This window comes from Mesorhizobium sp. M2E.F.Ca.ET.209.01.1.1 (assembly GCF_004010375.2).
GTDB lineage: Bacteria > Pseudomonadota > Alphaproteobacteria > Rhizobiales > Rhizobiaceae > Mesorhizobium.
On the sequence record NZ_SADP02000780.1, the window covers coordinates 1 to 322 of the forward strand.

General features: G+C 62.1%; 1 pseudogene. It reads left to right on the top strand.

What is annotated here, in order from left to right:
- Nucleotides 1-178: 178 nt before the first annotated feature.
- A pseudogene (locus tag EN852_RS42900) lies at nucleotides 179-322 on the top strand (sorbosone dehydrogenase family protein); the annotation flags it as partial.

A 322-nucleotide genomic window follows, 5' to 3' on the forward strand; every position in this document is an offset into this window, starting at 1 on the left:
GCGAAATGCGCGCCATGGGCCTGCCGTTGCCCGCCGATCTCGTTGCCCTGGAAAAACGCCTGGATGACGATTTTTACGCTGCCGGGACCTGATTCCTGACGTTTGCTTCGAACCATCGTGCGTGAGGGAACCCAGGGACAGACCGATCGTTAATTTCCTTCACGATCGAGTGGAGGAAATGATGCGATTGGCCGGACTGGCGATGTCCGCACTGTTTCTCAGGACCGCGGCTTTCGCCCAGCAGGCCGATCAGCCTGCGCTCAAAGGCGCGGCGGCTTTCGGCGACTGGCGGGCGGACAGGCCCGGTGTACGCCGGCTGATC